This window comes from Pseudomonas flavocrustae (assembly GCF_029872515.1).
Lineage (GTDB): Bacteria > Pseudomonadota > Gammaproteobacteria > Pseudomonadales > Pseudomonadaceae > Chryseomonas > Chryseomonas aestiva.
In genome coordinates this window covers 290134-314426 of record NZ_JAPDIQ010000004.1, presented here as the reverse complement: position 1 = coordinate 314426, position 24293 = coordinate 290134, and the positions used below count along the sequence as shown (strand labels likewise).

Annotated in this window: 22 protein-coding genes; 7 read left to right on the top strand and 15 right to left on the bottom strand. The window is 66.0% G+C overall.

Going from position 1 to position 24293, the window contains the following annotated elements; all coding sequences use genetic code 11:
- Positions 1-146: 146 nt before the first annotated feature.
- The 11 genes from OMP44_RS12015 to OMP44_RS11965 all read right to left on the bottom strand — a co-directional run bounded on the left by OMP44_RS12015 (position 147) and on the right by OMP44_RS11965 (position 14521).
- On the bottom strand, positions 147-1406 hold the full coding sequence (locus OMP44_RS12015) for an acyltransferase family protein (RefSeq protein ID WP_280308370.1): 1260 nt from the start codon (positions 1404-1406) through the stop codon (positions 147-149).
- Positions 1407-1567: 161 nt separating this feature from the next.
- Positions 1568-2446, bottom strand: a complete 879-nt coding sequence (locus OMP44_RS12010; RefSeq protein ID WP_280308368.1) for an SMP-30/gluconolactonase/LRE family protein — start codon at positions 2444-2446, stop codon at positions 1568-1570.
- A gap of 11 nt (positions 2447-2457) precedes the next feature.
- The gene (locus tag OMP44_RS12005) at positions 2458-3276 is read right to left on the bottom strand and encodes an NAD-dependent epimerase/dehydratase family protein (protein WP_273862380.1); all 819 of its coding nucleotides are present in this window, start codon (positions 3274-3276) and stop codon (positions 2458-2460) included.
- A 96-nt stretch (positions 3277-3372) separates the two neighbouring features.
- Positions 3373-4569: a hybrid sensor histidine kinase/response regulator gene (locus tag OMP44_RS12000; RefSeq protein WP_133861963.1), complete on the bottom strand. Its 1197-nt coding sequence runs from the start codon at positions 4567-4569 to the stop codon at positions 3373-3375.
- Positions 4562-5149: a chemotaxis protein CheB gene (locus tag OMP44_RS11995; RefSeq protein WP_187980521.1), complete on the bottom strand. Its 588-nt coding sequence runs from the start codon at positions 5147-5149 to the stop codon at positions 4562-4564. Before OMP44_RS11995 ends, OMP44_RS12000 begins: the two co-directional genes overlap by 8 nt.
- Position 5150: 1 nt before the next feature.
- Positions 5151-5969 carry a CheR family methyltransferase gene (locus OMP44_RS11990; protein WP_133861965.1) on the bottom strand — a complete coding sequence of 273 codons (819 nt, stop codon included), beginning with the start codon at positions 5967-5969 and terminating at the stop codon, positions 5151-5153.
- 3 nt (positions 5970-5972) lie between these two features.
- Complete coding sequence (locus OMP44_RS11985) at positions 5973-9509, bottom strand: response regulator (protein WP_280308362.1); 3537 nt, start codon at positions 9507-9509, stop codon at positions 5973-5975.
- Positions 9510-9772: 263 nt separating this feature from the next.
- Positions 9773-9931, bottom strand: a complete 159-nt coding sequence (locus tag OMP44_RS11980; RefSeq protein ID WP_007159763.1) for a YqaE/Pmp3 family membrane protein — start codon at positions 9929-9931, stop codon at positions 9773-9775.
- Between the two features lie 359 nt (positions 9932-10290).
- A complete protein-coding gene (locus OMP44_RS11975; protein WP_280308350.1) occupies positions 10291-12060 on the bottom strand; it encodes an acyl-CoA dehydrogenase C-terminal domain-containing protein in 1770 nt (589 codons plus the stop codon).
- Positions 12061-12246: 186 nt separating this feature from the next.
- Positions 12247-14052, bottom strand: a complete 1806-nt coding sequence (locus tag OMP44_RS11970; RefSeq protein ID WP_280308348.1) for a phenylacyl-CoA dehydrogenase — start codon at positions 14050-14052, stop codon at positions 12247-12249.
- Between the two features lie 145 nt (positions 14053-14197).
- Complete coding sequence (locus OMP44_RS11965) at positions 14198-14521, bottom strand: thioredoxin family protein (RefSeq protein WP_280308505.1); 324 nt, start codon at positions 14519-14521, stop codon at positions 14198-14200.
- A gap of 170 nt (positions 14522-14691) precedes the next feature.
- Here OMP44_RS11965 and OMP44_RS11960 point away from each other — a divergent pair, with 170 nt between their 5' ends.
- Together OMP44_RS11960 and OMP44_RS11955 are read left to right on the top strand one after the other, a co-directional pair.
- Positions 14692-16026, top strand: coding sequence for an MFS transporter (locus OMP44_RS11960; RefSeq protein WP_280308346.1), 1335 nt, complete (start codon positions 14692-14694; stop codon positions 16024-16026).
- Positions 16027-16097: 71 nt separating this feature from the next.
- On the top strand, positions 16098-16520 hold the full coding sequence (locus tag OMP44_RS11955; protein WP_280308343.1) for a DUF1810 domain-containing protein: 423 nt from the start codon (positions 16098-16100) through the stop codon (positions 16518-16520).
- Here OMP44_RS11955 and OMP44_RS11950 read toward each other — a convergent pair.
- Together OMP44_RS11950 and OMP44_RS11945 are read right to left on the bottom strand one after the other, a co-directional pair.
- A complete protein-coding gene (locus OMP44_RS11950; protein WP_280308341.1) occupies positions 16517-17104 on the bottom strand; it encodes a cupin domain-containing protein in 588 nt (195 codons plus the stop codon). The genes OMP44_RS11955 and OMP44_RS11950 overlap by 4 nt on opposite strands.
- A gap of 69 nt (positions 17105-17173) precedes the next feature.
- The gene (locus tag OMP44_RS11945) at positions 17174-17875 is read right to left on the bottom strand and encodes an alpha/beta fold hydrolase (RefSeq protein ID WP_187980528.1); all 702 of its coding nucleotides are present in this window, start codon (positions 17873-17875) and stop codon (positions 17174-17176) included.
- A gap of 112 nt (positions 17876-17987) precedes the next feature.
- Here OMP44_RS11945 and OMP44_RS11940 point away from each other — a divergent pair, with 112 nt between their 5' ends.
- The 5 genes from OMP44_RS11940 (at position 17988) to rarD (ending at position 23441) form a co-directional block, all read left to right on the top strand.
- Entirely contained in the window at positions 17988-18284 is a 297-nt protein-coding gene (locus OMP44_RS11940; RefSeq protein WP_133861974.1) for a hypothetical protein, read from the top strand.
- Positions 18285-18342: 58 nt separating this feature from the next.
- Complete coding sequence (locus tag OMP44_RS11935) at positions 18343-19080, top strand: ComFC family protein (protein ID WP_280308337.1); 738 nt, start codon at positions 18343-18345, stop codon at positions 19078-19080.
- A 66-nt stretch (positions 19081-19146) separates the two neighbouring features.
- Positions 19147-21036: a PhoX family protein gene (locus tag OMP44_RS11930; protein ID WP_280308334.1), complete on the top strand. Its 1890-nt coding sequence runs from the start codon at positions 19147-19149 to the stop codon at positions 21034-21036.
- Between the two features lie 110 nt (positions 21037-21146).
- Positions 21147-22121 (top strand): serine/threonine protein kinase, encoded by a 975-nt coding sequence (locus OMP44_RS11925; protein WP_133861977.1) that lies wholly within the window; start codon positions 21147-21149, stop codon positions 22119-22121.
- A 399-nt stretch (positions 22122-22520) separates the two neighbouring features.
- Positions 22521-23441: an EamA family transporter RarD gene (gene rarD / locus OMP44_RS11920; RefSeq protein ID WP_187980531.1), complete on the top strand. Its 921-nt coding sequence runs from the start codon at positions 22521-22523 to the stop codon at positions 23439-23441.
- 76 nt (positions 23442-23517) lie between these two features.
- Here the strand turns inward: rarD and secB are convergent, their stop codons facing one another.
- Together secB and grxC are read right to left on the bottom strand one after the other, a co-directional pair.
- On the bottom strand, positions 23518-23982 hold the full coding sequence (gene secB, locus OMP44_RS11915; protein WP_007159775.1) for a protein-export chaperone SecB: 465 nt from the start codon (positions 23980-23982) through the stop codon (positions 23518-23520).
- A gap of 27 nt (positions 23983-24009) precedes the next feature.
- Positions 24010-24264: a glutaredoxin 3 gene (gene grxC, locus OMP44_RS11910; RefSeq protein ID WP_133861979.1), complete on the bottom strand. Its 255-nt coding sequence runs from the start codon at positions 24262-24264 to the stop codon at positions 24010-24012.
- Positions 24265-24293 lie beyond the last annotated feature (29 nt).

Genomic DNA, 24293 nt, shown 5'->3' with positions numbered 1-24293 from the left:
GCAATGGGGATAGTCTGGGCAGCGGACCAGACACGCTTGACGCTCGGGGCTTAGATCCTGCCTTCGCATCGCATTATCCCTTAATAAGCAGCAGCCTTATTAAAGGATACCGGATCAAACCTTAATAAGCGCCCGACTTATGTAAGTTAAAGCCTGGGCAGCCGCGCCTGCAGCCAGCGGCGCAGCGGACCGGCCACCCAGCGCTGCATGGCCAGGCCGAGCAGGACGATGAGCACCAGGTGCAGCGGCAGCATCCAGCCGGGAATAGGGATAGGCAGCGCCAGCACCTCGCCAACGTCTTCGGCCAGGTCTTCGAGGCTGTCGCCGGCCAAGTGCATCCAGCCCAGCAGGGTGCGGGTCCAGGGTTCGAGCACGCCGATCAGCGGGGTGTGGACGGCGAAGATGCACAGCGAGGCCTCGCCGAGGCGCTGGGCCAGGCGGCGCACGCCGGCGCGGCCGGGTTCGCCGAAGGTGGCGCAGGCCAGCAGCACCGCGGCCTGGAAGGGCGTCAGCAGGCCATTGTGGACCAGGTAGAACCAGCGGCGGCCATCGCCTTCCAGCAGCAGGGCGCCCAGCCACAGGCCGGTCAGACCGAACAGCAGCAGCGGCACGCGCAGGCGCTGGGTCGTCTCGGCCACCCAGGGCTCTTGCACGGCGCGATAGAGCAGGATGCCGAGCAGGAATTCCGGCAGGCGGATCAGCGGATTGCGGTGGATGACGCCCACGGTGACGGTATCGAAGGCCTGGGCCCAGGTGGCCACCAGCGGGCCGAGCAGATAAAGCCCCCAGAGCACGGCGGCAGCCAGCGCCCAGCGACGCAGGCGCATCAGTCGCGGGCCGAGCAACGGGAACAGCAGGTAGAAGAACAGCAGCGCCGAGATCGACCAGGCGGCGCCGTTGAGCCAGAGAAAGCGCGGTTCCCAGGATTGCAGCAGGAGCAGTTGCAGGAGCACGTGGGTAGTGGCGGCCAGCCAGGACAGCGGCAGCATCTCGTCCAGCGTGCTGCCCTCCTCCAGCTGCAGATAGGGGTGCTGGTTGTAGTAGACCGGCACCCCGTGTTCCAGCCAGGAATCCTGGGACAGCCAGTAGGACAGCCCTAGCGCGACCAGCAGGGTCAGCAGGTGGATGGGATAGAGGTTGCACAGCCGCCGCAGGACGAAGCCACGGGAACTGCCCTTGAGCGCGCCCTGGCGATCCAGGCTGACGTGGGCCAGCAGGAAACCGGAGAGCAGGAAGAAGGTGCTGGTGGCGAAGAAGCCCATGCCGGCCAGGCGGCGGAAGGCATCCGGCAGATCGCTGTAGAGCCCGCCCAGGTGGTAGACGACCATGTACAGCGCCATGAGGAATCTCAGCCATTCCAGGCCGTAGTAACGGGCAGTGGGGCGGCTTGCGGTTGAAGAGGTCATGGCGGCGGTTTACGGCGGATAAGATCTGATTATAAGCCGCCTGGGCGTGAGCCTTGCCGATGTTCATGACAAAAGCATGACAACCGATTTCCCAAGGTTGCCATGCACCGCTCAGGACGCCGCAGTCCGAAAGTCCTGCCGTGTCTTAAACCGGGACCGCTTCAGCCGGCGAAGGCAGGCTCCGGCAACCCCTGCACGCCGGGGTCCAAGGCGAACAGACCACCCGCCAGCGGCTGATCGCTCAGATCGCCACCCGGACGGATGGAGGTCACGAACAGGGTGTCCAGGTTGCGTCCGCCAAAGGCGCACATGGCCGGCTTCCTGACGGGCACGGCCAGGGAGCGATCGAGGCGGCCGTCGGGCGTGAAGCGATGTATCAGGCCGGCATCGTTGCCGCAGATCCAGTAGCAGCCGTCGACATCCACCGCGGCGCCGTCGGGCCGGCCGGGATGGGCGTTCATGTCGACGAACAGCCGCTGGTTGCTGGGTGTGCCCGAGTCGGGATCGTAGTCGAACGCCCAGATCAGCTGGCGGCTGGGATGGGAGTCGGACAGGTAGAGGGTGCGACCATCGGGGCTCAGGGCCAGGCCGTTGGGCACGATGAGGTCGTCCAATAGCAGCCGGGCGCCGTCGCCGGCCGTATGGCTGTAGAGGCGCCCAGCCGGGGCGCCCTGCGCCATGTCCTGCACCATGGTGCCCACCAGGAAGCGGCCCTGGCGATCGCAGCGACCGTCGTTGCATCGCATCGCCGGCTGGGCATGGTCGAGAGCGATCAGGCGCTCGCCGCTGAGTTGGCCGGAAACTTCGGCCTGTAGGGCGAAGAGGCCGCTTTCCAGGCCGGCGAGCCAGCCGCCGCCTGCACGGGCGGCGATGCAGGCGAGCATTTCCTGCGCGCTCCAGCTGTCCAGCACATCTGTCGGGGTCCAGCGATGCAGCCGTTTGGCCGGGATATCGACCCAGTAGAGCGCCTGTTCGGCAACGTGCCAGACCGGGCACTCCCCTGTGGCGTTGCGGGCATCGACGAGCAATTCGGCAGTCATGGCGGCCCTCCTCAGTCGTCGAAGGGACCGGTGGCGACGAAGGCACCACCCTGGTAGACCATCGACGGATCGTCGGCCGCCGGCATGGGCTGGGCCTCGACCTTGGCGCGGAATTGCTCGGAGTTGTCCTTGGGCTGGAAGCCCAGGTGCGCGGCCAGGCGGTTGTCCCACCAGCTGTCGCGGTTGTCGGAGGCGCCATAGACTATGGTGTGGCCGACGTCGGGGGTGGTCAGGCTGCGCAGGATGAGATCGGTCAGGTCTTCGTAGCTCAGCCAGGTGGCGAGCATGCGGCGATTCTGCGCCTCGGGGAAGGAGGAGCCGATGCGGATGCTCACCGTCTCGATGCCATAGCGATCGAAATAGAAGGTCGCCAGGTCTTCGCCGAAGGCCTTGGACAGGCCGTAGTAGCTGTCCGGACGCTGGGGCACGTTGGCGTCGATGCGCTGGTCCTGGCGATAGAAGCCGATGACATGGTTGGAGCTGGCGAAGACGATGCGCCTCACCCCATGGCGCCGCGCGGCCTCATAGAGATTGAAGGTGCCGCGGATATTGGCTTCGAGGATGGGCTCGAAGGCGTGCTCGGTGGAGATGCCGCCGAAATGCAGGATGGCATCGACGCCTTCCACCAGGTCATGGACGCCAGCCTTGTCCGCCAGGTCGCAGGTCACCACCTCTTCCGCTGGTCCCTGGGCCGCATCCATCGGCGCGATGTCGGACAGCCGCAGGATCTCGGCATGGGGCTTGAGCCGCTGGCGCAGCTCCTTGCCCAGGCCGCCGGCAGCGCCGGTCAGCAACAGACGGTGGAAAGGTGACGAGGAGACTTCGGACATGAGCGGGCGCCTTCTTATGGAGTTATTTGGCAAGAGGTACGACATCCCACCTCTTTTCGCGATTCTCGCGGGCGCCTGGGGTCCTGTCAATGCTGCCTAGGTCGGCAGGCAGGGCAGCCGCAGGCGGAAGGTCGCGCCCTGCCCGGCGATGCTTTCCACGTGCAGGCTGCCATGGTGCGCCTTGACGATCTGGTCGGCGATATAGAGGCCCAGGCCCAGGCCGGCGATGTTCTCGGTGCCGCTGGCGCGCTCGAACTGGCGGAAGATCAGCGCCTGGTGCTCCACCGGGATGCCGATGCCATGGTCCTTGACGCTCAACTCCACGTCGGCACCATCGCTGCGCAGGGAAATCTCCACCGGACGCCCGGCGCCGTATCTCATGGCGTTGGTCAGCAGGTTGGTGATCACCTGCTCGATGCGGAATTCATCCCAGTAGCCGGGCGCCGGGCCTTCCGCGTGCAGCTCAACCGGGCAACCGGCGGCGGCGAATTGCGAGGCGAAGCTGTCGACCACGGTGTTGACCAGGGCGGCGAGATCGCATTGCGAGGGGCGGATGGACAACTTGCCGGTGCGGATCCGCGAGATGTCGAGCATGTCGTCGATCAGGTGCACCAGGCGCTGGATCTGCCGCTCGTCGCGCTCGGCCATGCCGGCCAGCTTGTCGGGGGTGAAGGCCTCCAGCTTGCCCTTGTCCAGGTACATGCGGCGCAGCTGGGCTTCGAGCATCAGGGTGTTGAGCGGCGTCTTGAGTTCGTGGGAGACCATGGACATGAAGTCGTCACGGGTGCGCACCGCCTGCTGCAGCTCGACCTGGGTCTGGCGCAATTCGGCGAGCAGGATCTCCTGCTCCTGGCGACTCTGCTCCAGGGCCACCAATTGCTCGGCCAAGCGCTTGCGGTGCCAGTAGAGGTCGACGAAGACCCGGGTCTTGCTCTTGACCGCATGGACATCGAGGGGCTTGTGCAGGAAGTCCACCGCACCGCTCTCGTAGCCCTTGAAGGCGTAGTTGAGGTCGCGGCCGGCGGCGCTGACGAAGACGATGGGGATGTGCCGGGTCTTTTCCAGGCCGCGCATCATCTCCGCCAGTTCGAAGCCGTTCATGCCCGGCATCTGCACATCGAGGATCGCCAGGGCGAATTCGTGCATCAGCAGGAGCTCCAGCGCGGCCTCGGCGGAGCTGGCCTGGAAGATCTCCAGCGCCTCGCTGCGCAGCAGGGCTTCCAGTGCCAGGAGATTTTCCGGCAGGTCGTCTACGAGCAGGAGCTTCGCCTGTTCGACGGGTACTTCAGCCATGGTCGCGTTCCAGCTCGATGAGCAATAGATGGATGCCCGGCACATCCAGCACGAAATCCGGGTGGAATCTCTTCAGCGCCGCCTCGGGCATGGTCGGTACCTCGGCCGACTGCGGCGACTGGACGACGGTGACCGCTCCATTCTGAGCCAGGGCGTGCAGGCCGCTGGCGCCGTCTTGGTTGGCGCCGGTGAGCAGGATGCCGCAGACCTGCTCGCCCAGGGCATCGGCCGCGCTTTCGAACAAGACATCGATGGACGGCCGGGAAAACTGCACCGGCTCGTCGCGTGACAGCGACAGGGTGAAGTCGTCCTCCACCAGCAGGTGATAGCCCGGCGGCGCGAAATACAGGCTGCCCGGCAGTATAGCGTCCTTGTCCTCGGCTTCGCGTACCCGCAAGGCCAGTCGCTGCTGAAACAGCTCGGCCAGGCGCGAATTGCGATCGTCCGGCAGATGGAGCACCACCGCCAGCGGCAGGCGAAAACTGGCCGGCAGGGTCGAAAGCAGGCGCAGCAGCACCTGCAGCCCGCCGGCAGAGGCTCCGATGACGATGAGGCGCAACGGCTTCAGGGGCGGGAACATGCTAGAGCCTGCGGAACAGCCGTTCCTGCTTCACCACCGGCTCGAAGTGGCTGGCGTAGGCGGAGAAGTCCAGCGACTCCTTGCTGCCCAGGCCGAGAAAGCCGCGGTGGCTCAGGGACTCGTGAAACAGGCCGAGCGCCCGATTCTGCAGATTCTTGTTGAAGTAGATGAGCACGTTGCGGCAGGACACCAGCTGCGTCTCGGAAAAGACGCTGTCGGTGGCCAGGCTGTGGTCGGCGAAGGTCACGTTGGCGATCAGCGACTTGTCGAACAGGGCGCCGTCGTAGGCCGCGGTGTAATAGTCGGAAAACGCTCGGGTGCCGCCGGCCTTCTGGTAGCTGGCGGTGTAGGCGCGCATCCGCTCCAGCGGAAAGATGCCCTGGCGGGCCTTTTCCATGGAGCGCGGATTGATGTCGGTGGCATAGAAGAGCGTACGGTCGAGCAGCCCTTCCTCCTGGAACAGGATGGCCATGGAGAAGACTTCCTCGCCGGTGCTGCAGCCGGCGATCCACACCTTGAGCGAGGGATAGGTACGCAAGACCGGCACCACCTGCTGGCGCAGGGCGAGGAAGTAGCCCGGATCGCGAAACATCTCGCTCACCGGGATGGTGATGAATTGCAGCAGCTCGGCGAACAGCGCCGGATCACGCAGGACCCGCTCCTGCAGCATAGAGATGCTCGGGCAGTCGAAGCGCGTCAGCGCCTGCAGCACCCGCCGCTTGAGCGAGGCCTTGGAGTAATTGCGGAAGTCGTGGCTGTATCTCAGGAAGATGCCTTCCAGCAGCAACCTCAGCTCGATGTCCTGCAGCCGTTCGCTCATGACCTACAGCCGCTCCAGCGACGGCATCCAGACACGGATCAGCGAGAACAGCCGGTCCAGGTCGATGGGCTTGGCCAGGTAGTCGCTGGCACCGGCGGCGAGGCAGCGCTCCTGATCATCCTTCATGGCCTTGGCGGTGATGGCGATGATCGGCAGCTTCTTCATGTGCGGCCGCTTGCGGATCTCGCGCATGGCTTCGTAGCCGTCCATCATCGGCATCATGATGTCCATCAGCACCAGGTCGATGGTGTCGCTGTTGTCGAGCTTCTCCAGCGCTTCCAGGCCGTTGCGGGCGATTTCCACCTTGGCGCCCTTCTGCTCCAGGGCACTGGTGAGGGCGAAGATGTTGCGCACATCGTCATCCACCAGCAGCAGGGTGCGGCCGTCGAAGGCCTTTTCGCGGCTGCGGGCGCTTTCCAGCATGCGCTGGCGATCGAGCGGCATGTCGGCCTCGATCTTGTGCAGGAACAGGGTCACCTCGTCGAGCAGTCGCTCCGGCGAGCGCGCACCCTTGATGATGATGGAACGCGAATACTTGAGCAGCGCCGCTTCTTCGTCGCGGGTCAGGCTGCGACCGGTGTAGACGATCACCGGTGGGAAGGAGCAGATGTCTTCGCTGGCCATGCGCTGCAGCAGCTCACCCCCTTCCATGTCGGGCAGCTTGAGGTCGATGACCATGCAGTCGTAGACCTCGTCGCGCAGCAGTTCCAGGGCCTGGCTGCCCATCTCCACGGCGGTGATCTCCACATCCACGTCGCCGATCAGCTTGGCGATGCTGTCGCGCTGCAGGGCATCGTCTTCCACCAGCAGCACCCGCTTGATGCCGGCGGCGAACTTGGCTTCCAGCCGGGTGAAGGCCTCACGCAATTCGTCGCGAGTGGTGGGCTTGATGGCGTAGCCGACCGCGCCCATGTGCATGGCCGTCTCGATGCGATCCGAGGCTGAGACCACGTGCACCGGGATGTGCCGGGTCAGGGGATTTTCCTTGAGGCGCTCCAGCACCGTGAGGCCGGAATGATCCGGCAGTCCCATGTCCAGCAGGATGGCGTCGGGGCGGTACTCCAGCGCCGCGGCGAAGCCTTCCTCGGCGCGGTGGGCGATCAGGCAGCTGTACTTCAGCTCGTGGGCCAGATCGAAGAGGATTTGCGCGAAGGGCACCTCGTCCTCGATCACCAGCACTCGACGATCCGGATAGGGCCAGCTGTCCCGGTCGTCGGCAAAGGCCGACTCCACCGGCGCCGCTGCCTCGGTGACCGGCGGCGCTGCGGGCGGACGCGGGGTAGCGGCCAGGGTGGCGAAAGGCGCAGGTGCTGCAACCGGCGTGGCGGCCTGTGCCGGGGCCATGACCGGCGTCACCGGCAGACCGGACGCGGCGGCTTCCTGATACTCCAGCGGCAGGCGCAGGGTGAAGGTACTGCCCTCGCCCGGCTGGCTGGTGACGCCCAGGGCGCCACCCAGCAGCAGCGCCAGGTCGCGGGAGATCGACAGCCCCAGGCCGGTGCCGCCGTAGCGACGGGTAATGGCGCCGTCCGCCTGGCGGAAGGCCTCGAAGATCAGCTCCTGCTGCTCGGCGGCGATGCCGATGCCGGTATCGCTCACGGCGAAGCTGGGCTGGCCGTCTTCCAGCGACAGGCGCAGGGTCACCTGGCCGTGCTCGGTGAACTTGAAGGCGTTGGACAGCAGGTTCTTGAGGATCTGCTCGACCCGCTGGCGATCGCTGAAGAAGGTCGGCGGCATCCGCTCGTCCAGCTCCACCACGAAGGCGACGCCCTTGTTCTGGGCCACCGGCTCGAAGGCGGTCTTCAGGGCTTCCACCAGGCGGCGCACGGACATCTGCTCCGGGCGGATCTCCAGCATGCCGGCCTCGACCTTGGAGATGTCGAGGATGTCGTTGATCAGGGTGAGCAGGTCGTTGCCCGCCGAATAGATGGATTCGGCGTAGCGCACCTGCTCGGCACTCAGGTTGCCCACCGGGTTGTCCGCCAGCAGCTTGGACAGGATCAGCGAGCTGTTCAGCGGCGTACGCAATTCGTGGGACATGTTCGCCAGGAATTCGGACTTGTACTGGCTGGCCCGTTCCAGCTCGCGCGCCCGGTCTTCCAGCAGTTGCTGGGCTTCGTTGAGGCGATTGTTGCGGTCGTCCAGCACGTCGCGCTGCTGCAGCAGTTCCTGGGCCTGCTCGGAGAGTTGCTCGTTGGTCTGCTCCAGCTCGGCCTGCTGCTGCTCCAGATGAACCTGGGATTCCTTGAGCGCCTGGGACTGTTCTTCCAGCTCTTCGTTGGCGGTGCGCAGTTCTTCCTGCTGTACCTGGAGTTCTTCGTTGAGTTGCTGGGTTTCCGCCAGCACCTGCTGCAGCCGCTGGCGATAGCGCGCGGCTTCCACCGAAGAGCCGATGGAATCGGCGATCAGGGTCAGCAATTCTTCGTCCTGCGGACGCAGGGCGCGCAGGAAGCCCAGTTCGACCACACCATTCACCCGGCCATCGTTCTCGATGGGCACGATGAGCGCCGCGCTGGCCTGGCGCTCGCCCAGCGCCGAATTGACCTTGAGGTAGTCGAGGGGCAACTGGTCGAGCGCCATTAGGCGACCGTCCAGCACGGCTTGCCCGGCCAGACCTTCGCCCGGCGCCAGGCGCTGGCGACGGCGACGACCCTCGTCGTCGAGGGCGTAGTCGGCGACGCGCTCCAGGCTGCCGTCGTCGAGCCGTACATAGAGGGCACCGGCCGCGGCACCGAGATAGCGCGCCAGGAATTGCAGGATGCTTTGCCCCAGCGGCGCCAGCGTCGCCTGACCGATGACCGCTTCCGACAGCTGATTCTGGCCGGAGCGGAACCAGCTCTGTCGCTCAAGATTATCGGTGTGCTCGGCCTGTTGATCGAGCAGCCGGGTGTAGGTCGCGGAAAGCCGCATGAGTTCGCGGCGACCAAAGAAGGCCATGATGCCCGACAGCAGCAGGCTGACGACGAGGAAGGCCGCCACGAACACCACCGTCATGCGGCTGGCCGTCGCGGTACGCTCAGCGCGCATCTGCTCTTCGTAGGCGATGAAGTCGGTGTAGTCGCGGCGGATGCTGTCGATACGATTCTTGCCCTGGCCATCGCTCAGGGGGGTCTGGAAATCCCCCCCGGTGCGGCGCGCCTCGATCACCTGGCTGGCGTATTGGCGCCACTCTCGGTGTACCGCTTCGATCCGCTCCAGTCGGCGGATCTGCACGGCGCTGTCGCTGACCAGGTTCTTCAACTCATCCAGTTGCGGCTCGACATTGGGCAGGGCGCGCTCATAGGGCTGCAGGAACGCGGTGTTGCCGCTCAGCAGATAGCCGCGCATCCCGGTTTCCAGATCGACCACCAGGCGGAAGTTGGCGTTGGCCTCGCTGATGACACGGTCGGTGTGCTCGACCCACTGGGTGACCTTCAGCAGGTAATAGATGATGGCGATGAAGAAGATCGCGCTGAAGACACCGATACTCAGCGGCAGGGAAAGATTGCGCTTGAGGATCTGGCTGAAGTGCTTCTGATCGAGGGGCGACTCGCGATTCATGGGGTCTGAAAGCCTTGTACGGGACAAAACGGTCGGCGACGGCAAAGCCTCGGCCTGCGGGGGGGTGTCGTCACTGACCGTGGCGCAACCGACGGTCGATCAAGGATATCGACACGGGTTGGCCGAAAGGCCTCGAACAGGACCATGGAAGGCGCATCCGCCTAGCACGGACGCTTGCCCTCCGGCCCCTTTCGCTCCGGTCGGCGCTGACCCTCGGGTCAGCCAGGCGATCGCGGCATTCGGGCCGCGATCAGACCGCTGGTTCAGCGACGGGCAATCACCCAGACGGCATGGATGATACCCGGAATGTAACCCAGCAGCGTCAGCAGGATGTTCAGCCAGAAGGCGCCGCCGAAGCCGACCTGAAGGAAGACGCCCACGGGCGGCAGGATGATGGCGAAGATGAGGCGGATGAGGTCCATTTCAGGCTCCAGTAGTGGGCAGGCAAGAAGATGCCTCTAAGACTGGCAGGGCCTGAATCAGGTTCCGGCAGGCAATAAAAAACCCCGCCGAAGCGGGGTTTCGCAGACTTAACCCGACATCCCTGTCAGGCCGCCAATCCTTGGCCATCTATCCCTGTAAGTCTCTGCCCGACATCCGTGCCGGGGGGCCATCCTGGCCATATTTCCTTGAAATCATCTGGAGCGCTGGGTACATCCTGTACCGCGATCCGATGGGTGTAGATTACGCAGCTATCAGAGACTAGGCGATGGCTTATCGCGGCGACGTGGTGTAAGCCAAAGCTTACACGACATGGCTTTTTACCTTGCTGGTCAACAGCTTAGAACGCCTCCTCGGCCAGGGCGTAGAGCGGTTGGGCGCCACTGCGCACGGCCGCAGCCAGGCTCAGGGTGCGCGGTAGCAGACGAGCGAAATAGAAACGCGCAGTGGCCAGCTTGGCTTCGGCGAAGGTCGCCTCCTGATCCGCCGCAGCGGCCGCCGCCCGGGCCCAGAGGTAGCCATAGGCGACATAGCCGAACAGGTGCAGGTAGTCCACCGAGGCTGCCCCCAGTTCGTGGGGATCGCTGGCGCCGGCCTGCAGCAGCCATTCGGTCGCCCCGTCCAGCTGATCCAGCGCCTGGCGCAGGGGTGCGGCGAATTCATTGTCCGCCGGCAGACCGCTCAGATAGCCATGGACCTCTTCACTGAAGGGCCGGTAGAGAGCACCGCGGCTGCCGGCCAGCTTGCGGCCGACCAGGTCGAGGGCCTGGATGCCGTTGGTGCCTTCGTAGATCTGGGTGATGCGCACGTCGCGCACCAACTGCTCCTGGCCCCATTCACGGATGTAGCCATGACCGCCGAACACCTGCTGACCGGCGACGCAGAGTTCCAGGCCGATATCGGTGAGGAAGCCCTTGGCCACCGGGGTGAGCAGCGCCACCAGGGCCTCGGCGCGTTCGCGCTCGACGGGCTCAGGGCTGTACTTGGCGGTGTCGAGCTGCAGGGCGACATAGCTGGAGAACAACCGGCCGCCTTCGTTCAAAGCCTTCATGGTCAGCAGCATGCGCCGCACATCGGGATGGACGATAATGGGATCGGCGTTCTTGGCGGCCTGCTGGATGCCGGTCGGCGAACGACTCTGCAGGCGCTCGCGGGCATAGGCCAGGGCATTCTGGTAAGAGCGCTCGCTCGAACCCAGGCCCTGGATGCCGACGCCCAGGCGCTCGTAGTTCATCATGGTGAACATGGCGGCCAGGCCCTTGTTGACCTCGCCCACCAGGTAGCCGACCGCGCCGTCGAAGTTCATCACGCAGGTGGCGGCGCCCTTGATGCCCATCTTGTGTTCCAGCGAGCCACAGGCCACGGCGTTGCGCGCGCCCAGGGCACCCGCCTCGTCCACCAGGATCTTGGGCACCAGGAACAGCGAGATGCCCCGGGAGCCGGCCGGAGCATCGGGCAGCTTGGCCAGCACCAGATGGATGATGTTCTCGGTGAGGTCGTGCTCGCCGGCGGTGATGAAGATCTTGGTGCCGGTGACCCGGTAGCTGCCGTCGAACTGGGGCTCGGCGCGGGTGCGGATCAGCCCCAGGTCGGTACCGGCATGGGGCTCGGTCAGGCACATGGAGCCGGCCCACTGGCCGCTGTAGAGGTTGGGCAGATAGGCCTGCTTCAGTTCTGCGCTGCCATGGGCGTGCAGGGCCAGGCAGGCACCGGCGCTGAGCATCGGATAGAGGCCGAAGGCCAGGCAGCTGGCGTGCATCATTTCCTCGACCTGGGCAGTGAGCACCTTGGGCATGCCCATGCCGCCGTATTCGGGATCGCCACCGACCCCGACCCAGCCGCCTTCGGCAAAGGCCTGGTAAGCCTGGCGGAAGCCCTGGGGCGTGGTCACTTCGCCGTTTTGCCAGTGGCAGCCTTCCTCATCGGAATTGCGATTGAGGGGCGCCAGTTCCTGGGCGCACAGCTTGCCGGCTTCTTCGAGGATGGCATCGGCGGTCTCGCCGTCCACCACTTCGGCCAGGGCAGGCCACTGACTCCAGCGGTCCCTGACCTTGAGGACGGCATCCAGCACGAAACGGATATCGCGAAGCGGCGGGGTGTAGTCAGCCATGTCGAGTCTCCTCGGAAGGTGTTCTTGTCGGTATGACCCGAGTGTAAGACCGAACCGGAAGGGAGACATAGGTTCATGATCTGACCTGGCGGTCAGCCGATCGGAGGTTCGCGCTGCTGGCTTCTTCGCATGCGTGAAAAAGCGAAAACCCCGCCGGAGCGGGGTTTTCAGTAGAGCGGCGACGGCTTAGTAGCCGAGGGCGAAGTCTTCCTCGGCCAGGGCCATCAGGCTGCCGGCGCCGGCCAGCAGCGCCTCGGCGTGGGCGCGGGTACGGGGCAGCAGGCGCTCGTAGTAGAAGCGCGCGGTGGCCAGCTTGGCCTGGTAGAAGGCGGCCTCGTCGGTGCCGGCGGCCAGCTTCTCGGCCGCGACCCGGGCCATGTCGGCCCAGAAGTAGGCCAGGCAGACATAGCCGGAGTACATCAGGTAGTCGACAGCGGCGGCACCCACCTCCTCGCGATCCTTCATGGCGGCCATGCCGACCTTGAGGGTGAGCTCGCCCCACTCCTTGTTCAGCTTGGCCAGCGGCTCGACGAAGGTCTTGAGTTCGGCGTTTTCGGCGTTGGCCTGACAGAACTTGTGCACCACCTTGGTGAAGGCCTTGAGCGATTCACCCTGGGTCATCAGCACCTTGCGACCCAGCAGGTCGATGGCCTGGATGCCGGTGGTGCCCTCGTAGAGCATGGCGATACGCGCATCGCGCAGGTTCTGCTCCATGCCCCACTCGGCGATGTAGCCGTGGCCGCCATAGATCTGCACGCCGTGGCTGGCCGCCTCGAAACCCACCTCAGTCATGAAGGCCTTGGCGATGGGGGTGAGGAAGGCCATCTGGGTCTCGACCTGCTGCTTCTGCTCCTCGTCCTGGCTGTACTTGAGGATATCCACCAGCTTGGCGGTGTAGTAGATCATCGCCCGGCTGCCCTCGGCGAAGGCCTTCATGGTCAGCAGCATGCGGCGCACGTCGGGGTGCACGATGATGGGATCGGCGGGCTTTTCGGGGGCCTTGGGACCGGTCAGGGATCTCATCTGCAGCCGCTCGCGGGCGTACTTCAGACCGCCCTGGAAGGCCACCTCGGCGTGGGCCAGGCCCTGCAGGGCGGTGCCGATGCGAGCGAAGTTCATGAAGGTGAACATGCAGTTCAGACCGCGATTCGGCGGGCCGATCAGGAAGCCGGTAGCGCCATCGAAGTTCATCACGCAGGTGGCGTTGCCGTGGATGCCCATCTTGTGTTCGAGGGAACCACAGTGCACGGCGTTGCGCTCGCCGGCCGCGCCGCTCGCGTCGGGCAGGCGCTTGGGCACGATGAACAGCGAGATGCCCTTGGTGCCGGCGGGGGCGTCGGGCAGACGGGCCAGCACGATGTGGACGATGTTCTCGGCCATGTCGTGTTCACCGGCGGAGATGAAGATCTTGGTGCCGGTGATGGCGTAGCTGCCGTCCGCGCGCGGCTCGGCCTTGGTGCGCAGCATGCCCAGGTCGGAACCGCAGTGGGGTTCGGTCAGGCACATGGTGCCGGTCCATTCGCCGGTCACCAGCTTTTCCAGGTAGGTGTGCTTCTGCTCGTCGGTGCCGTGCTGCTCCAGGGTGTTCATGGCGCCGTGGGACAGGCCGGGGTACATGCCCCAGGACCAGTTGGCCTGGCCGACCATTTCCGACAGGGAGATGCCGAGTGACTCGGGCAGGCCCTGGCCACCGTGGGCCGGGTTGTGCGCCAGGCTCGGCCAGCCGCCCTCGACGAACTGGGCATAGGCTTCCTTGAAGCCATCGGGGGTCTTCACCCCCTCTTCGCTCCAGGTGCAGCCCTGCTGGTCGCCGATGCGATTGAGCGGCGCCAGCACCTGTTCGCAGAACTTGGCACCTTCTTCGAGGATGGCGGAGACCATGTCGGGAGTGGCGTCGCCGCAACCGGGCAGGCTCTGGTAGTGCGCGTCATAGCCCAGGAGTTCGTCGCGAACGAAGCGGATGTCCCGCAGGGGGGCTTTGTAATCGGGCATGACTGTTACCTCTTTGCGAATGCTTGTTGTCGAGGGTGGCGGCAGCGTCGCTGCAGACCTTCCGCCAGGGCGTTTAAACAGTTGTTTGAAACTAATGTTCCAGGCCTGCCCTGTCAAGCGTGGCGAGGACGAGTGGAACGACCGGTCAGTCCGCTTCGGCCAGGGCTTCGCGCAGGGCGGCCGCCGCCGTCGGGCGCACCAGCCGCGCCAGTTCCTGGCCGTCCTTGAAGAGGATCAGCGTAGGCCAGAGCTTGACGCGAAAGGAGCGTCCCAGGCGGCGGCCGGGGCCGTCCTCGACCTTGAGATGACGCACGCCGGGGTAGTCCGCGAGCGCCGTGGCCAGCAGCGGCTGGGCGGCACGACAGTGGCCGCACCAGGGTGCGCCGAACTCCAGCAGGGAGACACCGGGCAGGGCGTCGACATCGGTGCGGGCGGGCTCCTTTTCCGCATAGGTGGTCGTCATGGTCATGGTCATGGTGGGGCTCCTGAAGTCGGTTCCAACGGTGGACAAGTCGCTGGCGGGACTGCTCGGTCACGGGAAAAGGATTAGGGTCGAAGCTGCGGTACGCCCCGATCTCTCGACAATAAAACAAGGCGCTCCATTTCTGCCTCCGTCTCCGCCCTTTCCCGAGGCCCGCCATGAGCCAGACAGCGACTTCCGTTTCACCCGCCACCCTGCGCAAGGTCATCTCCGCCGCGTCCATCGGCAATTTCGTCGAATGGTTCGATTTCGCCCTTTATGGCTTTCTCGCCACCCTGATCGCCGCGCACTTCTTCCCCAGTGGCGATGCCACCGCCGGGCTGCTCAAGACCTTTGCCGTCTTCGCCGTGGCCTTCGCCTTCCGGCCGCTGGGCGGTATCGTCTTCGGCCTGCTGGGTGACCGTATCGGCCGTAAACGGGTCCTGGCGCTGACCATCCTGATCATGGCCGGCGCCACGGCCCTGATCGGCATCCTGCCCAGCTACGCCACCATCGGCATCTGGGCACCCATCCTGCTGACGCTGATCCGTTGCGCTCAGGGATTTTCCGCCGGCGGCGAATACGCGGGTGCCTGCGCCTACGTGATGGAGCATTCGCCGCGCGATAGACGCGGGCGCTATGGCAGCTTCGTGCCGGTCTCGACCTTTCTCGCCTTCGCCAGCGCGGCCCTGACCGCCTGGGGCCTGGAGCGGCTGCTGGGCGCCGCCACCATGGCCGACTGGGGCTGGCGCATTCCCTTCCTGGCCGCCGCGCCGCTGGGTCTGATCGGCCTCTACCTGCGGCTGAAGCTGGACGAGACCCCGGCCTTCCAGGCCCTGGAAGCCGACCATGAGGTCAGCCATTCGCCGCTGGGCGAGACGCTCAGGCTGCAGGGCCGTTCCATCCTGCGCCTGGGCGCCTTCATTTCGCTGACGGCGCTGTCCTTCTATATGTTCACCACCTACTTCTCCACCTACCTGCAGCTGGCTGGCGGCTTCGACCGGGCCGCGGCGCTGGCCATCAGCCTGATCACCCTGTTCGCCGCCGCAGCCGCCTGCCCGGTGCTGGGACGTGTCACCGACCGCATCGGTCGGCGCATGACCACGGTGTTGGCCAGCCTGGTCCTGGCGGTGGGCGTCTATCCGGCGCTGCTGCTGGCCAGTAGCGGCCAGTTCGGCAGCGCCCTGCTGGGTTCGCTGCTGCTGGGCGCCGGAGCGGTACTGTGCAACGTGGTGACGGCGCCGCTGCTCAGCGAGGTCTTCCCGACCCGCACGCGCTACACCGCCGGCGCCATCACCTACAACCTGGCCTACACCATCTTCGGCGGCACCGCCCCGCTGATGGCGACCTGGCTGATCGGCGCCACCGGCAGCAACCTCTCGCCAGCGCTCTACCTGATCCTGATCGCCCTGCTGGGCCTGGTCGGTGGCCTGAGCCTGCCGGAGACCTCCCGGATCGATTTGGACGACGTCAGCGCAGGCGGCGAGGTCAGCTATCGCGCGGTGCGCAGCTAGACCGCTCGTCTCGTGACCGGCACTTCCTCCGGGTCCGTCTGCCGATAGGCAAAAGGCCCGGAGTTTCCCCCATGCCCGCCACTCACGATCTGCAACGCTTCCTCGACGCCCAGGCCGACACCTATGCCACCGCCCTGGCGGAGATCCGCGCCGGGCGCAAGCGCAGCCACTGGATATGGTTCATCTTTCCGCAGATCCAGGGACTGGGTCGTAGCGAAACGGCACGCCACTACGCCATTGCCTCCCGCGACGAGGCCAGTGCCTACCTCGCACATCCGCTGCTGGGATCGCGCCTGCGGGAGATCACTGCGGCGGCACTGAAGCATCCGGAGCTGTCCGCGACCGCGCTGTTCGGGCAACCGGACGATCTCAAGTTCCACTCCAGCCTCACCCTCTTCGCCGCCGTAGCCGAAGATCCCGAACCCTTTCGCCAGGCGCTGAAGACCTTTTTCGCCGGCCGGCCCGACGAGGCCACCCTGACCCGCCTCTGCTAGCGCCAGAACGCCGGCAGTGCGCCCTCGCGCCCGGTCACCGGATCGCTTGCCGGCAAGGACACCCCGGCGATCAGTCCGACCGAGTGGGCGTGGGCGGCCGGATCGGCGCGCTGGGTGATGAAGTCCTGCTGATCGGGCGGATAGGCGCCCACCACCAGGAAATTTGCACTGGACTGCAGGTTGCGGTGGCCGGTGCCCGCCGGTAGCACCACCACATCGCCCGCGCTCACCTCCACATCCTGCCCCTGCTCGCCACCCAGGCGCAGGATAGCCCGACCGCGCGCCACGCCCAGCACTTCATGGGCATTGGGATGATAGTGATGGTAGCTATAGACGCCGTAGCGCCATTGCGGCGGCCAGGCGTTGTCGGCGAACAGTCGCTCCAGCGCCGCCGCGCGGTCGGTCCCTTCCAGAGGAACCTGGCGATAGAGCAGCACGGGCAGGCGGCTATTGGGAATGACGCCGTCGTCGGCGAAATGCAGCTGCTCGGGCTGACCGGCCCCCACTGGCGCGGCCAGGGCCACGGTGGTGGGGGCGAGCCCCAGCACCAGGGAGAGGATGGACAGTGATGGGCGATGCGCCATGCGGGACTCCAGGGGGCTTTGCCAATGGAGGCCCGCCTGCCGCCGGGGTTCAGCGTCCGCGACAAGGGGTCAGGCCAGCCACTCCCGCAACAGTGCCGTGGTCCGTTCCGGCAGCTCCAGTGGCGGCAGGTGGCCGCAGTCGTCCAGCACCACCAGATGCGAGCCCTGGATGCCGGCCGCCATGAGTTCGGCTTCGGCAGGCGGGGTGAGTTGATCCTGGGCGCCGACCACGATGAGGGTGGGCACTTGGACCTGGGCCAGGGTCGGCCGCGAATCGGGGCGGTCGATGATCGACTGCTGCTGGCGCAGGAAGGCCTCCTTGCCCACCGCCTTGCCCATGGCCAGCACGGTATCGGCCACCGGCGTGCCCAGGCGCGAGGCATGGATCAGGCGTGGCAGCAGTTGCGGACTGATGCCGAGAAAGCGACCGCGCTCAGCCAGGTCGAGCATGGCGCGACGCTGGGTGGCACGCTCGGGGGTATCCGGGCTGGCCATGGTGTCGAACAACGCCAGTCGCACTACCCGCTCCGGCGCCTGGCGCAGGATCTCGAAGGCCACATAGCCGCCCATGGACAGGGCGCCCAGGGCGAAACGCGGTGGAGCCTCGGCCAGGACCCGGCGGGCCAGCGCGGCGATGCCAACGTCGCGTGTGAGGTCGGGGATGGACACCGGGCAGGTGTCGGCCAGGTCGGCAGCCTGGGTGGCCCAGAGGCGCTGGTCACAGAGCAGGCCGGGAAGCAGGATCAGGGGTAGCGCGTCGGTAGCTGTCATCACTAAGAACTTGAGAGACACTGCGGAAAACGCGCAGTGTAGCGCGGATCACCAGCGAACCCGGCGGGCTTCGCGGGTTCCAAGGGACATTGCCAAGGATCTGGAAACATCCATGCGTACTGAAGGCTTCTTCGACTGGCTCGGCGCGGCGCTCGGCCAAGTCATCCGTTTTATCATCGACCTGTTCGGCTCGGTCCTGGGCGGCATCGCCGATGCCGTGCACGACTTTCTCCATGGCATGGCGCGCTCCATCGGCATGGACGACTCCTATATCAGCTTCGTGGTCCTGGCCATCGGCCTGCTGCTGCTCTACGCCGCGGTACGGGCCTTCATGGCCCGCTCGATAGTGGGCGGCGTCATCTGGCTGATCCTGGGCCTGATGGTGATGGGCTGGCTGATTCGCGGCTGACTGGTGGCCAGGCCGGCGGCCTGGCACAGTAGGGCTCTCGCTCGGCACGGATGCCGTCATGACCCTACCGTTCTCCTCTGTATTAAAGCGCCACTGGCAACGCCTGCGGCCCGGGACCCACTGCGCCCTCTGCGCCACCTGGCTTCCGCCCGGAATGCCGCTGTGCGAAGGCTGCGACAACGAACTGCCCTGGCTCGGGCCACACTGCCAATGCTGCGCCTTGCCCCTACCGGTAGACGGCCTCCTCTGTGGCAGCTGCCTGGTCAGGCCGCCGGCCTTCGACCAGGTACTGGCGCCCTGGCGCTATGCCTTTCCGGTCGACACCCTGATCAACAGATTCAAGCACCGCGACCAGGGCAGTCTCGGTCGCCTGGCCGGGGCGCTGCTGGCGCGGCATCTGCAGCATCTGTTCGACGAAGGCCAGCCACGCCCGGACCTGCTGCTGCCGGTTCCCCTCTCACCCTTGCGCCTGCGCCAACGCGGCTTCAACCAGGCCGCCCTGCTGGCCAGCTGGCTCGGCAAGACGCTGCAACTGCCGGTGGATGGCAGGTTATTGCAGCGGGTACAGGAGCGACAGAGCCAGCAGGGTCTGAGCGCCAACCAGCGGCGGCGCAATCTCAAGCAGGCCTTCGCCCTGGTGAAGGACGCCCAGCTGCAAGGTCGCCACCTGGCCCTGGTGGACGATGTCCTCACCACCGGCGCCACCGCCGACAGCCTGGCGCGCTTGCTCAAGCGCGCCGGCGCCGGGCGGGTCGACGTCTATTGCCTGGCGCGGACGGCACCACCCGGCGACTAGCCGCTGTCACCAAAACGTCATTTAGTCTGACTAGCCTCGCCTGCACACCGTGAGGGAGCCATGAGCATGCACAACGACCAGACCGATCTCGAACGCCTCGTCCACTTCAGCCGCCGCCGCTTCATCGGCGCCGGCGCCCTGGCCAGCGCGGCCCTGTTCCTGGGCGGTGGCCTGCTTGGGCGCAGCGCCCTGGCCGACGCCGTCAGCGAGGCCACGGGCAATCCCCTGATCGGCTTCGCCAACATCCCGGCCTCCACCGCCGACACCCTAGTGGTGCCGCCCGGCTATCGCGCCAGCGTGCTCATCAGCTGGGGCCAGCCGCTGCACACCGATGGTCCGGCCTTCCGCCCCGATGGCAGCCCCAGCGCCGCCGACCAGGCGGTGCAATTCGGCGACAACAACGACGGCATGGCCTTCTACCCCTTCCCGGACGATCAGGATCGGGCACTGATGGCGATCAACAACGAATACACCAACTACCGCTACCTGCTCAGCCACGGCACGCCGCCCAAGTCCCTGGAAGACACCCGCAAGGCTCAGGCCGCCGAGGGCGTCTCGGTGATCGAGGTGAAGCGCGTGGACGGCCAATGGCACTTCGTCCAGGGCTCGCCCTATAACCGCCGGGTGCACGGCAACACGCCCATCGCCGTCAGCGGTCCGGCTGCCGGCCACGACCTGCTCAAGACCGCCGCCGACCCGGCCGGACGCGAGGTGCTGGGTACCTTCCAGAATTGCTCCAGCGGCGCCACGCCCTGGCATACCTATCTGACCTGCGAAGAGAACTTCACCGACGTCTTCGGCAGTCGCGATGCCAACCTGAAGTTCGATGCGGCCCAGAAGCGCTACAGCGTCAAGCACGCCAGCGTGGAGAACGACTGGCACCTGCACGACGACCGTTTCGACCTGGCGCAGAATCCCAACGAGCTCAATCGCCACGGCTGGATCACCGAGATCGATCCCTTCGATCCCCAGGCCAAGCCGGTCAAGCGCACCGCCCTGGGTCGTTTCAAACACGAGAACGCCGCCCTTACCCGCACCCGCGATGGCCGCGTAGTGGTCTACATGGGTGACGACGAGCGCGGCGAATTCATCTACAAGTTCGTCAGCCGCGATCGCCTGCAGGACGATCCCAAGGCCAATCGCGAGCTGCTCGATCATGGCACCCTCTATGTCGCCCGCTTCGACGAAGGCGACCGTGATCCGAACCGCCCCAAGGGCCGCGGCCAGTGGCTGCCGCTGGTGCATGGCGAGAACGGCCTCACCGCCGCCAACGGCTTCGCCAGCCAGGCCGAGGTGCTCATCCACGCCCGCCAGGCCGGCACCCAGGTCGGCGCCACGCGCATGGACCGTCCGGAGTGGATAGCCGTCAGCCCCAAGGACGGCCAGGTCTATTGCACCCTGACCAACAACACCAAGCGCGGTGAAGACGGCATGCCAGTGGGCGGCCCCAATCCCCGCGCCAACAACCTCTACGGCCAGATCGTGCGCTGGCGCGAGAGCGACGACGATGCCGCGGCCCTGAGCTTCGACTGGGATCTGTTCGTCATCGCCGGCAATCCCAAGGTACACCCGGGCAAGCCGGAAGCAGGCTCGCAGCAGATCAATGCCGAGAACATGTTCAACAGTCCCGACGGCCTGGGCTTCGACGCTGCCGGCCGTTTGTGGGTGCTCACCGACGGCAAGTACAGCAACAAAGGCGACTACGAGGGCATGGGCAACAACCAGATGCTCTGCGCCGATCCGCGCAGCGGCGAGATGCGCCGCTTCCTGGTCGGCCCGGTCGGTTGCGAGGTCACCGGCCTGGCCTTCTCGCCGGACTACCGGACGATGTTCGTCGGCATCCAGCACCCCGGCGAGGAAGGCGGCTCCCAATTCCCGGAGCAACGTGCGGATGGTCAGCCCCGTTCCTCGGTGATGGTCATCAGCCGCGAAGACGGCGGTGTGATCGGCGCCTGACCGGCGAGCGGATAGCGCTCGAGCCTTCGCCATGGGGCTCGGGCATGCGCTAGCATCTCCCGGATGCAGGGTGGCAATCGCCATCGTCCCCCGTGACCGAGGAGCGCGCCATGTCTCATCCGTTCGAAAATCTGAGTCCCGACCTGGTCATCGACGCCATCGAAAGCCTGGGCTATCTCAGCGATGCCCGGGTACTGGCGCTCAACAGCTACGAGAATCGCGTCTATCAGATCGGCATCGAAGCCGAGACCCCGCTGATCGCCAAGTTCTATCGGCCGGATCGCTGGACCGATGCGGCCATTCTGGAAGAGCACGCCTTTTCCGCCGAGCTGGAAGAACGTGAGGTGCCCGTGGTCGCGCCCTTGCAGCGCGACGGCCAGACGCTGTTCACCCATGCCGGCTTTCGCTTCGCGCTCTTTCCTCGCCGTGGCGGTCGCGCGCCGGAGCCAGGCGATCTCAACCAGCTGCATCGCCTCGGCCAGTTGCTCGGTCGCCTGCATGCGGTGGGCGCCAGCCGACCCTTCCAGCACCGCGAGACGCTGGACGTCCAGGGCTACGGCCACGCCTCTCTGGACACCCTGCTCACCGGCAATTTCATTCCCAAGAGCCTGCTGCCCGCCTATGAATCCGTGGCGCGCGATTTGCTCCTGCGTCTCGACGAACTCTTCGAGAGTGTCAGCTACGACGTCATCCGCCTGCACGGCGACTGCCATCCGGGCAACCTGCTCTGTCGCGATGACGCCTACCATATGGTCGACCTCGACGATTGCCGCCACGGCCCGGCCATGCAGGATCTCTGGATGCTGCTGGCCGGCGATCGCCAGGAGCGGCTGACGCAGTTGTCCGAGCTGATGGACGGCTACGAGGAATTCCACGACTTCCAGCCGCGCGAGCTGGCCCTGATAGAGGGACTGCGTACCCTGCGGCTAATGCACTACAGCGCCTGGCTGGCGCGTCGCTGGGACGATCCGGCCTTTCCCAAGAGCTTTCCCTGGTTTGGCAGCGAACGCTACTGGGGCGACCAGATCCTCACCCTGCGCGAACAGCGCGCTGCGCTGGACGAGGCGCCGTTGCGACTGTTCTAGCCTTTGTGCGACTCAGTGGAAAAGGCTGCGCCGTTTTCCACGCTACAGGCGCCAATGCTCCCTCTCCCCTTGGGAGAGGGCCGGGTGAGGGTAGGCCCTGCGATGAACTCTTCAATGGAAAAGACTGTGCCGTTTTCCAGGCTACAGCACTGATCGCGGCCATGGGCCGCTCCTACCGGAACCTGACCCCCAGGAGCGGCCGCATTGGCGGACCACCATGGCCGCGATCAGACAATGCCTGCGGCCTACGCAGCGGTGGCAGCGGCGCACTACCATGGCCGCGCGTGCGAGATGCCAGCCTGCCAGGGCTGACGACAGGAAGCCCCACCCATTCCGACATCCCGCAGCCCCTTGAGCTATCCTGCCCGGACAAGAAAGTTGCCTGCCTAAGGATCCCTCATGTCTGCCTTGCGCCAGGGTTACGCCCTGGGCCTTACCGCCTACGGGCTGTGGGGCTTGTTTCCGCTGTTCTTCAAACTGCTGGCGGCCCTGCCGGCGACCGAGATCCTGTTCCAGCGCATCCTCTGGTCCGCCCTGTTCAGCGCCCTCCTGCTGCTCGTCTGGCGCCATCGCGGCTGGTGGGCGGAGTTGCGCGCCCACCCGCGACGGCTGCTCTGGCTGGCGGTGTCCGGCGCGCTGGTGGCCTGCAACTGGCTGGTCTATATCTGGGCGGTCAACAACGCCCACGTGGTCGAGGCCAGCCTGGGCTACTACATCAACCCGCTGGTCAACATCCTGCTCGCCCTGGTGATTCTCGGTGAGCGCCTGCGCCCGCTGCAGTGGATCGCCGTGGGCCTGGCGGTGCTGGGCGTGGCCCAGCAGCTGTGGACCCTGGGGCAACTGCCCTGGGTCTCCCTGGCGCTGGCGCTGAGCTTCGCCTTCTATGGCCTGGTGCGGCGGCAGACGCCGGTGGCCGCGCTGCCGGGCATGGTGGTGGAGAGCTGGATGCTGGTGCCGATCGCCCTGGTCGCGCTGCCACTGCTGACCCCGGGGGTGAGCCTGGAGGCCGAGACCTGGCAGTCCTCGCTGGGCCTGCTGATCGTGCTGGCCGGTCCGGTCACCCTGATTCCCCTGCTGTGCTTCAACGCCGCGGCGCGCAAGCTGCCCTATTCGACGCTGGGCTTCCTGCAGTACCTGGCACCGACCCTGGTGCTGATCCAGGCGGTCTGGCTCTATGGCGAGCCCTTCCCCCGTGAGCGGCTGTTCGCCTTCATCTGCATCTGGACGGGCCTGGCCGTGTTCAGCTTCGATCTCTGGCGCGCCAGCCGCAAGCTCAGAGCGGGCGCAAAGGCGCGCGAGCCAGAGGCAGACAGGGCCTAGGCACTCCCCAAAAAAGACCTGGGACCAGACAGCAGAACGCCCCTCGCAAGGGGCGTCCGGTACCGCGCGGCGCCGATCAGGCTTCGCCGGCGGTCTGCATACGCGCCAGTTCCTGGGCGTAGAGGGCGTCGAAATTCACCGGCTGCAGCATCAGCGCGGGGAAGGAGCCACGCACCACCATGTTGTCCAGCGCCTCACGGGCGTAGGGGAACAGGATGTTGGGGCAGAAGGCGCCCAGGGCATGGGCCATGGAGGCGGCGTCCAGGCCCTTGATCAGGAAGATGCCACCCTGCTGCACTTCGGCGATGAAGGCGGTCTCTTCGTTGTTCTTGACGGTCACGGTCAGGGTCAGCACCACTTCGTGGAAGTCGTCGCCCAGGGTCTTCTGGCGGGTGGCCAGGTCCAGGTTGACGTTGGGCTGCCAGTCCTGACGGAAGATCTCGGGGCTCTTGGGCGCCTCGAAGGACAGGTCGCGGATGTAGATGCGCTGCAGGGAGAACTGAGCGCCGTCTTCCTGGGCGCCATTGGCTTGGTCGGTCATGGTAGGGCCTTGAGTTGTGAGTGTTGGTCAGGCGGACAGCAGCGGATCGAGACGTCCGCTTCGGTCTAGGGCATAGAGCTCGTCGCAACCGCCGACGTGGGTGCTGCCGACCCAGATCTGCGGCACGCTGGTGCGACCGGCCTTGCGGGCCATCTCGCTGCGCAGCGCCGGCTGGCCGTCGACGGAGACTTCCCGGTAGGCCACGTTCTTGCGATCGAGCAGGTGCTTGGCTCGATGGCAATAGGGACACCAGGCACTGGTATAGATGACGACGTCAGACATGCGCGGTCTCCAGTGGCCGATGGGGCGGC

Bases quoted from the DNA above. Each gene is read 5' to 3' on its own strand.
- OMP44_RS11960 (WP_280308346.1), top strand. From the start codon at position 14,692: ATGAGCCAGACAGCGACTTCCGTTTCACCCGCCACCCTGCGCAAGGTC.
- OMP44_RS11990 (WP_133861965.1), bottom strand. From the start codon at position 5,969: ATGAGCGAACGGCTGCAGGACATCGAGCTGAGGTTGCTGCTGGAAGGC.
- OMP44_RS11980 (WP_007159763.1), bottom strand. From the start codon at position 9,931: ATGGACCTCATCCGCCTCATCTTCGCCATCATCCTGCCGCCCGTGGGC.
- OMP44_RS11970 (WP_280308348.1), bottom strand. From the start codon at position 14,052: ATGCCCGATTACAAAGCCCCCCTGCGGGACATCCGCTTCGTTCGCGAC.
- OMP44_RS12010 (WP_280308368.1), bottom strand. From the start codon at position 2,446: ATGACTGCCGAATTGCTCGTCGATGCCCGCAACGCCACAGGGGAGTGC.
- OMP44_RS11995 (WP_187980521.1), bottom strand. From the start codon at position 5,149: ATGTTCCCGCCCCTGAAGCCGTTGCGCCTCATCGTCATCGGAGCCTCT.
- OMP44_RS11965 (WP_280308505.1), bottom strand. From the start codon at position 14,521: ATGACCATGACGACCACCTATGCGGAAAAGGAGCCCGCCCGCACCGAT.
- OMP44_RS11930 (WP_280308334.1), top strand. From the start codon at position 19,147: ATGCACAACGACCAGACCGATCTCGAACGCCTCGTCCACTTCAGCCGC.
- OMP44_RS11955 (WP_280308343.1), top strand. From the start codon at position 16,098: ATGCCCGCCACTCACGATCTGCAACGCTTCCTCGACGCCCAGGCCGAC.
- OMP44_RS11975 (WP_280308350.1), bottom strand. From the start codon at position 12,060: ATGGCTGACTACACCCCGCCGCTTCGCGATATCCGTTTCGTGCTGGAT.
- OMP44_RS11985 (WP_280308362.1), bottom strand. From the start codon at position 9,509: ATGAATCGCGAGTCGCCCCTCGATCAGAAGCACTTCAGCCAGATCCTC.
- OMP44_RS11925 (WP_133861977.1), top strand. From the start codon at position 21,147: ATGTCTCATCCGTTCGAAAATCTGAGTCCCGACCTGGTCATCGACGCC.
- OMP44_RS11950 (WP_280308341.1), bottom strand. From the start codon at position 17,104: ATGGCGCATCGCCCATCACTGTCCATCCTCTCCCTGGTGCTGGGGCTC.
- OMP44_RS12000 (WP_133861963.1), bottom strand. From the start codon at position 4,569: ATGGCTGAAGTACCCGTCGAACAGGCGAAGCTCCTGCTCGTAGACGAC.
- OMP44_RS11935 (WP_280308337.1), top strand. From the start codon at position 18,343: ATGACCCTACCGTTCTCCTCTGTATTAAAGCGCCACTGGCAACGCCTG.
- OMP44_RS12015 (WP_280308370.1), bottom strand. From the start codon at position 1,406: ATGACCTCTTCAACCGCAAGCCGCCCCACTGCCCGTTACTACGGCCTG.
- OMP44_RS11940 (WP_133861974.1), top strand. From the start codon at position 17,988: ATGCGTACTGAAGGCTTCTTCGACTGGCTCGGCGCGGCGCTCGGCCAA.
- OMP44_RS11945 (WP_187980528.1), bottom strand. From the start codon at position 17,875: ATGACAGCTACCGACGCGCTACCCCTGATCCTGCTTCCCGGCCTGCTC.
- grxC (WP_133861979.1), bottom strand. From the start codon at position 24,264: ATGTCTGACGTCGTCATCTATACCAGTGCCTGGTGTCCCTATTGCCAT.
- OMP44_RS12005 (WP_273862380.1), bottom strand. From the start codon at position 3,276: ATGTCCGAAGTCTCCTCGTCACCTTTCCACCGTCTGTTGCTGACCGGC.
- rarD (WP_187980531.1), top strand. From the start codon at position 22,521: ATGTCTGCCTTGCGCCAGGGTTACGCCCTGGGCCTTACCGCCTACGGG.
- secB (WP_007159775.1), bottom strand. From the start codon at position 23,982: ATGACCGACCAAGCCAATGGCGCCCAGGAAGACGGCGCTCAGTTCTCC.